Origin of the sequence: Methylobacterium persicinum (assembly GCF_022179525.1) — a bacterium.
GTDB lineage: Bacteria > Pseudomonadota > Alphaproteobacteria > Rhizobiales > Beijerinckiaceae > Methylobacterium > Methylobacterium persicinum.
In genome coordinates this window covers 1-6952 of record NZ_BPQX01000083.1, presented here as the reverse complement: position 1 = coordinate 6952, position 6952 = coordinate 1, and the positions used below count along the sequence as shown (strand labels likewise).

The following is a 6952-nucleotide window of genomic DNA, read 5'->3' as shown; positions in this document are numbered from 1 at the left end:
GCACCTCAGGATGAGGTCGAGCGTGGGCGGGGGCAAATTTTACCCCGCCCGCCGGAGCACGGCGTAGGGCAGATCCCGGAACAGGGTGGCGGCGTCGGCGCCCTCGCCGGCGATCTCCCGGCCGGTGACGACGTCCCGCCAGCGCGTCCCCGCGCCGAGGGCGAGGACCGTGCCGGCGAATGCCTCGCCGGACCATGTCCCCTCCCCGATCAACCCGGAGAACAGCCTCGGCACGGCGACGATTAGGTCGTCCGCCCCCGCTGTGTCGAGGTCGGTCCGGCGGAAGGCGAGAACATGCTCCGCCTTGGCCCCTGAGGCCGCCACCGGTTCGTAGCCGGCCCGGGCGAAGAAATCCGGTCGGGCAGCCCGCTCGGCAAGCATCCGGTGGAGCGTCGCCTGCTTCACCCGTCCGTCCGGCCAGTGGGCGAGGAGCGGCGCAACCTCGCCCTCGCCATCGAGCATCCGGGTCAGGGCGGGGTAGTCCACCGGGCGGCGGTTGTCGGGATCGACGAAGGAGAAGTCCCAGACCTCCGTGCCCTGGTAGGTGTCGGGCAGGCCCGGCAGGGTCGCCTTCAGCACCGTCCGTCCGAGGCCCGACAGCATGCCGAGATGGGCGAGCCGCTGTGCGAAGGGGCGCAATTCCCGCAGGAAATCCGAGCCCGGGGCGATGATCGCCTCGAACAGCTTGCGGACGGTGCCCTCGTAGGTCTCGTCCACGTTGACCCAACTCGACCGGCGCTTGCCCTCGCGCATCGCCTTCTCGGCGTAGGCGTTGAGGCGCTCGCGGAAGGACTCCACCGCCTGCGGGTCCTCGCCCTCCAGGAGTTCCAGGGGCCATGCCCCGAGGATGGCCTGGAAGAACATCCACTGGTCGTTGGCGTCCGGCGCGGGTTCGCCGTCGATCCGCGAGAGGTGCGGCCCGGCGGTCTTCTGCCAGAGGTCCCAGGCCCCGGCCCAGCCCTCCGGCATCTCCGACAGGGCGAGCAGCCGGGAGCGGGCATCCTCGCCGCGCTTGGTGTCGTGGGTGGCCGTGGCGATCATGGCGTTCGGCCAGTCCCGGGCGCGGGCGGCCTGGAGGTCGTGGAAATGCTCCGCGTCGATGCCGTACTCCCCCGGATCGCCGCCGACCTCGTTGAGGCCCAGCAGCGCCGCGTAGCGGTAGAACAGCGTGTCCTCCAGGCTCTTGGCCATGACCGGGCCGGTGAGCTGCTGGAACCGGCGGCGGAAGCGCAGGACCACCCGGGGGTCCGGCCGGCCCGGGCCGGAGGTCTCGACCCGGCCGAGCAGCACGTCCCTGGCGAAGTCGTGGACCGAGCGGTCGGGCAGGCTCGACCAGCGCTTGGCCTTGGCCACCGCGCCCTCGATCAGCCGCACGTCCTCCGGTTCGACCTCGCCCTCCTCCAGGTCGGCGGGGAGGTAACTGCGGTAGGTCGGGAACCGGGCGATGACCTCGATCAACGCCCGACGAAGGGCGTTGACGGTGAAGTCGCGGGTGCGCCGGTCGGCATCGGCGACCTCCTTGAGGTCGCTCGTCAGCACCTCCAGCTCGCTGGCGAAGCTGATCTCCAGGATCTCGGCCTTGGCGGCCCGGAGCTGCGTGCCGTAGCGCTCGTCCACGCCCGACGCCCACTCGTAGAGGCGGCGGACCTTGGTCTGCTTGGCCCGGTCGACCAGCACCCCGTCGAGCTGGTTGAGCACGTCGTAGCCGGTGGTGCCGGCGACCGGCCAGGGGCGCAGGCGCTCGCCGGGTTCGAGGATCTTCTCCACCACCACGTAGAATCCGGGCCCCACCGCCGCCTGCAACGCCCGCGCGTAACCCGCCGGGTCGGCAAGGCCGTCGATGTGGTCGATGCGCAGGCCGTCGATCCGCCCCTCGCGGACGTGGCGGAAAACGGTCTCGTGGGAGAGATGGAAGATGTCCGACTTCTCGACCCGGAGCCCCGCCAGGGAATTCACGTCGAAGAAGCGGCGGTAGTTGATATCGCTCGATGCCACCCGCCAATGGGCGAGGCGGTAGGCCTGGGCTTCCAGCAGCCGGTGCAGGGAGCCGAAGCTGTCCGGCCGTCCCTTGAAGCCGTTGAGCAGGGCGAGCGTCCGCTCGGTCGCCTGCTGGATCAGGGGCGAGCTGGCATAGACGGCGGCGAGCCGCCGCTTCAGGTCCTCGGCCTCCTCCGGAAATTCCCGGCGGCGCACCTCATCGAGGTCCAGCGACATCGCCCGCAGGCGCTCGGAGATGGCGAGCAGTTCCGCCGTCGTGTCGTCGTCCACGGCGCCGATGGCGGCGAGCACCCGGCTGAGGATCGTCGGGTAGCTGAAGGGCCGCACCGGGAACTGGTGCTCGAAGTGCCAGACGCTGAAGGCGCCCTTCTCGGGGTCGAACTTCAGTTCGAGCAGCCCGTTCTCCAGGGCTTCGCCGTAGCGCTCGCCGAGGAACGGGATCACGAGGTTCCGGCCCGCGCCGAGGCGCTGCCAATCGATGTCGAAGGCGTGGGCGAAGGGCGAGAGCGCCCCCCATTCCAGCACCGAGAGCCACCATTGGTTGTCGGACCCGCCGACGCCCATGTGGTTGGGCACGATGTCCAGCAGGAGCTTCAGGCCGTTCCCGTGGAGGGTGTCGGCGAGGCGGATGAACGCCTCCTCACCGCCGAGTTCCGGATTGATCTGCCCGTGGTCGACGATGTCGTAGCCGTGGGTCGAGCCGGGCCGGGCCTTCTGCAGGGGCGAGGCGTAGACGTGGCTGATCCCGAGCCTTGCGAGGTAGGGGACGATCGCCTCCGCGTCGGCGAAGGTGAAGTCCTTGTGGAACTGCAGCCGGTAGGTGGCCCGCGGGGGTGCGTCGGCGAGCCGCGAGGCGCTGCGGGCGCCGCGCCCCTCCGCCGAGAGGGCGGCGGCGAGCTTGGCGAGCGGCCCGCCGGGGGCGGCGATCTCCGTCAGGTCCCGGTCGAGCTTGCGGCGCCAGTTCGGGTAGCCCTCCGTCGAGCCCGGCACGTTGGCCTGGGCCAGTTCGGAGACCACGTCCTCGTACTGAACGGCGGTGAGCACCGAGGGCGCGCGGGCAAGGTAGCGCGCGGCGCCCTCGAACGGCGCGGCCTCGGGGGGCTCGGCGTCGGGCAGCAATTGCTGGGTCGCCAGGGCCTCGGCGAGGCGGCGGCGCTCCACGACCCGCTCGCCCCGCTCGGCCTCGGCCCGCTCCTGGTCGTAGAGGCCCAGCGACTGGCGGGTGTCGGAATCGACCCCCCGCCACCAGCCGACGAACGTCGGGAGGTCGTGGGTGGTGATGGCGGTGAGCGCATCGCGCGGGTAGGCGTCGGGCGCCTTGAACCGGCCGTCGCTCTCCCGCTCGAAGGCGAGGATGCGGTAGCTCAGCACGCCGGCCTTCATCAGGGCGTCGGAGAAACCCTCCGGCGCGGTGCCGAGATCCTCGGCAATCACAAGGCACTTGGCCCGGTGGCTTTCGAGCCGCAGCACGGCGAGCATCGGCTCGAAGGGCATGGCGACGTAGGCGCCGGCATGGGCGCTCTCGCCGAGGGGAATCAGGAACAGCCGGGCGAGCTGGAAGGCGTGGTCGATGCGGATCGCGCCGGCATGGCGCATGTTGGCCTGGACCAGGGCGCGGAAGGCGGCGAGCCCGTCCCGCTCCATCTCCAGGGGGTCGAAGGCGGGCAGGCCCCAGTTCTGGCCCCGGGGGGCGAGCAGGTCCGGCGGGGCGCCGATCGACACCCGGTCGGCGAACCGCTCGGGATGCGACCAGATCTCCGATCCGCCCCGGTCCGCGCCCACCGCAAGGTCCCGGTAGAGGCCGAGACGCATCCCGGCATCCTTGGCGCCCTGGGAGGCGGCGGCGAGCTGTGTGTCGGCGAGGTATTGCAGCCAAGCATGGTAGCCGACCTCCTCCGCATGGTCGGCGGCGAAGGCGCGCACGGCCTCCGTGCCGGCCCGGCGGACCTCCTCCGGCCAGTCGCCGAGCCAATGGGCGCCCCGGGTGCGGTAATGGGCGGAGAGTGCTTCGAAGGTCGCGTGCGAATCGAGATCCTCGCCACCCTCGGCGCGGAAGCGGGCGAAGGCCTCGTCGGTGCCGGCCCGGGCCGGCGACTCGGCCCAGAGGGCGCGCAGGATCGGATCGAGCACGGCGGCGACGCCGGCATGGTCGACGAGGGCCGCCTCACGGAGCGCGGCGATGGCCGGCCCCGACTCGGCGAGCAACGTCTCCGCCTTCGAACCCGCAAGTCCGGGCAAGGCCCGGGGGGCGATGAACAGGGTTTCGAGGAAGAGGCGCGAGGACGGCGAATAGGGGGAGATCTTGGTCCTGTCGGAGCCGAACAGGGCGTGGACGGGGCTGAGGCCGAGGAAAGCCGCCCCCCGGAGCGCCGCCTCCCGGGCCGCCTCCCCTGCGTCGGCATAGGTGCCGATGCCGATGTTGCCCGCGGAGCGCAGGCCGTAGAGTTGGGCCGCGAGGCCCCAGTCGCAGGCGGCCTCCTCGGCATAGGCGCTCGGGCGCCAGCACCGCTGGGGCGCCGCGATCACGAAGGATTCCGCCCGGGCGTCGCCCACGGCGACGGTCAGGCGGTGATAGCCCGGCGTCAACGGCGGCAGGTCGAAGGCCGGGTCGCTTCCGCCGATAGGGGCCCGGCCCTCACGGGCCGCCCCGCGCTCGTCCACGAGGCGCCACACGAGGGTCTTCTGCCCCCCGCCGACCCGCAGGGGCACGCGGGTGGCCCGGCGGGCCTCCACCGGCAGGAGCGGCGGCACGAGGTTTTCCCGCAGGGCCCGGACGGCGGCGAGGCTCTCGGCCAGTTCCGTCTCGTCCGCGACGGGGAAGCCAAGGGCGGCGAGGAGGCCGACCCGCACGTCGAGCGAGGTCTCGACCGGCTTGCCGAAGGCGTCCGTATAGCCGGCGGCGACGCCGACGAGGTCGGCGAGGTCTTGGCTGAGGCGGCTCACGGGCGGGTCTCCGTCAGGACCACGCCGGTCCAGGAAGGTAGCGATGCGCCCGCGCCGTCGGGGGCGTTTGTCCAGACGAGGCGGGCCGCGCCCGGCTCGACGGCGAAGGGCTCTGCGCCGAAATTCGCCACGAAGCGCAGGGTGCCCGCCCGGAAGGTCCAGGTGCAGTCGACCACGCCGGGCCGCGGCACCTGCGCCTGCGCGCCGAGGATGCCGGACTTGGCCAGCGGCACCACCACGTCCCGGCGCAGGCCGAGCAGGCGGGTCGTGTCCGCCAGCACTTCCCTGTGCGGCGAGCGCTCCCGCTCCGACCAGTCGAGCTTCGAGGCGAGGAAGGTCGCCTCCTCGGTCGGGTCGGGGATCTTCGACGTGTCGTCGGCGAAGGCGGCGAAGCTCTTGAACTCCTTGCGGCGCCCCTCTCGGACGGCCTTGTTCAGGTCCTCGTCGGGGGCGAAGTCGACGAAGAACAGGAACGGCGTCGAGGCCGACCATTCTTCGCCCATCCACAGCATCGGGATCTGCGGCGCCAGCAGGAAGCCCGCCCGGGCCAGGGCCAGCTTCACCGGATCGGCGAGGTGGTTCAGGCGCTCGCCCAGCGCCCGGTTGCCGACCTGATCGTGGTTCTGGAGGAAGGTGACGAAGGCCGAGGGCGGCAGGTGCGCCGAGGGCTCGCCCCGGGGATGGTTGTCGAGGGTTTTGAACGGCTCGCCCTGATACGCAAACCCTTCGGCGAGGCAGCGGGCGAGGCGCTCGACCGGTTTGTCGGCAAAGCTTTCATAATAGCCGGCATTCTCACCCGTCAGCAGGACGTGCCAGCAATGGTGGAGGTCGTCCGCCCACTGGGCGTCGTGCATCCGCGGGCGGCCGCCCGCATCGCGCTCCAGCCAGCGGGCCTCGTTCTTCTCGTTCTCGAGCATCAGGTGGATGTTTCGCCCCGGAAACGTCTTCCGGACCGTCTCGCCGAGCTCCGCCAGGAAGTGCTTGCCGGAATCGTCGAGGATGGCGTGCACCGCATCGAACCGCAGGCCGTCGAAACGGTACTCCTCCAGCCAGTAGAGGGTGTTCTGGATGAAGTACTGGCGCACCGTGGCGCCGCTGTCCTTGCCGTCGAAGTTGATGCCGGCGCCCCAGGGGGTCTGGTGGCGCTCGGTGAAGAAGGTCTTGGCGTAGGCGTTCAGGTAGTTCCCGGCCGGACCGAAGTGGTTGTAGACCGCGTCGAGGTAGACCATCAGGCCCAGGCCGTGGGCGGCGTCGATGAGGCGCTTGAGGTCGTCGGGGCGGCCGTAGGCGCCGTCCGGCGCGTAGGGCAGGACACCGTCGTAGCCCCAGTTCCGGCTGCCCTTAAAGTCGGCGAGCGGCAGGAGTTCGATGGCCGTGACGCCTAGGGCCTTCAGGTCGGGAAGGCGCTTTTCGAGGCCGGCATAGGTCCCCTCCGGCGTCGCCGTACCCACGTGGCACTCGTAGATCACCGCCTCCTCGAAGGGGCGGCCCTGCCATCCCTCGTCGGACCATGCGAAGGCGCGGGGGTCGATCACCTCCGACAGGCCGGACACGTCCTCCGGCTGGAAGCGGGAGGCGGGATCGGGCACCACGAGGTCGCCGTCGATGCGGAAGCCGTAGCGGGCGCCGGGCTTCACCCCCGGCAGGGCCGTGCGCCGCCAGCCGCCGCCCGATTCGGGCAGGGGATGCTCGGCCCCCTCGACCACGACGGTGACGCTCTGCGCGGTGGGCGCCCAGAGGGCGAAGCGCACCCCACCCTCGACGATCTCGGCCCCGAAATCCATGCTGTGGGCATGCCGCATCAGGCCGCCATCCTTCCTGGTTCGCGCGTTGCACCGCGAAGCGGGGCCGCAGCGTCGTATCGTGGAGAAGGCCCCGGACCCGATCCGGTTCCCGTCCACTGCACGTAGCGCGCCGGGCAAGGAAGGGGATGCCGGCCGGCGCATGGCTGGGTTCGATTCCCGACGCCGCCCTGGCCGGGTCCTTGCGGGCGGTGGATCCCCTCTCCCCG

General features: G+C 71.5%; 2 protein-coding genes. Both read right to left on the bottom strand.

Annotation, left to right across the window (positions count from 1 at the left end; genetic code table 11):
- Window positions 1–39 precede the first annotated feature (39 nt).
- Window positions 40–4941 (bottom strand): malto-oligosyltrehalose synthase, encoded by a 4902-nt coding sequence (locus tag MFF22_RS24415; protein WP_238253352.1) that lies wholly within the window; start codon window positions 4939–4941, stop codon window positions 40–42.
- Window positions 4938–6743 carry a malto-oligosyltrehalose trehalohydrolase gene (treZ, locus tag MFF22_RS24410; protein WP_238253351.1) on the bottom strand — a complete coding sequence of 602 codons (1806 nt, stop codon included), beginning with the start codon at window positions 6741–6743 and terminating at the stop codon, window positions 4938–4940. Before treZ ends, MFF22_RS24415 begins: the two co-directional genes overlap by 4 nt.
- Window positions 6744–6952 lie beyond the last annotated feature (209 nt).

What these genes read in the sequence shown, in the direction of transcription:
- treZ (WP_238253351.1), bottom strand. Translation starts at nt 6,743, where the DNA reads ATGCGGCATGCCCACAGCATGGATTTCGGGGCCGAGATCGTCGAGGGT.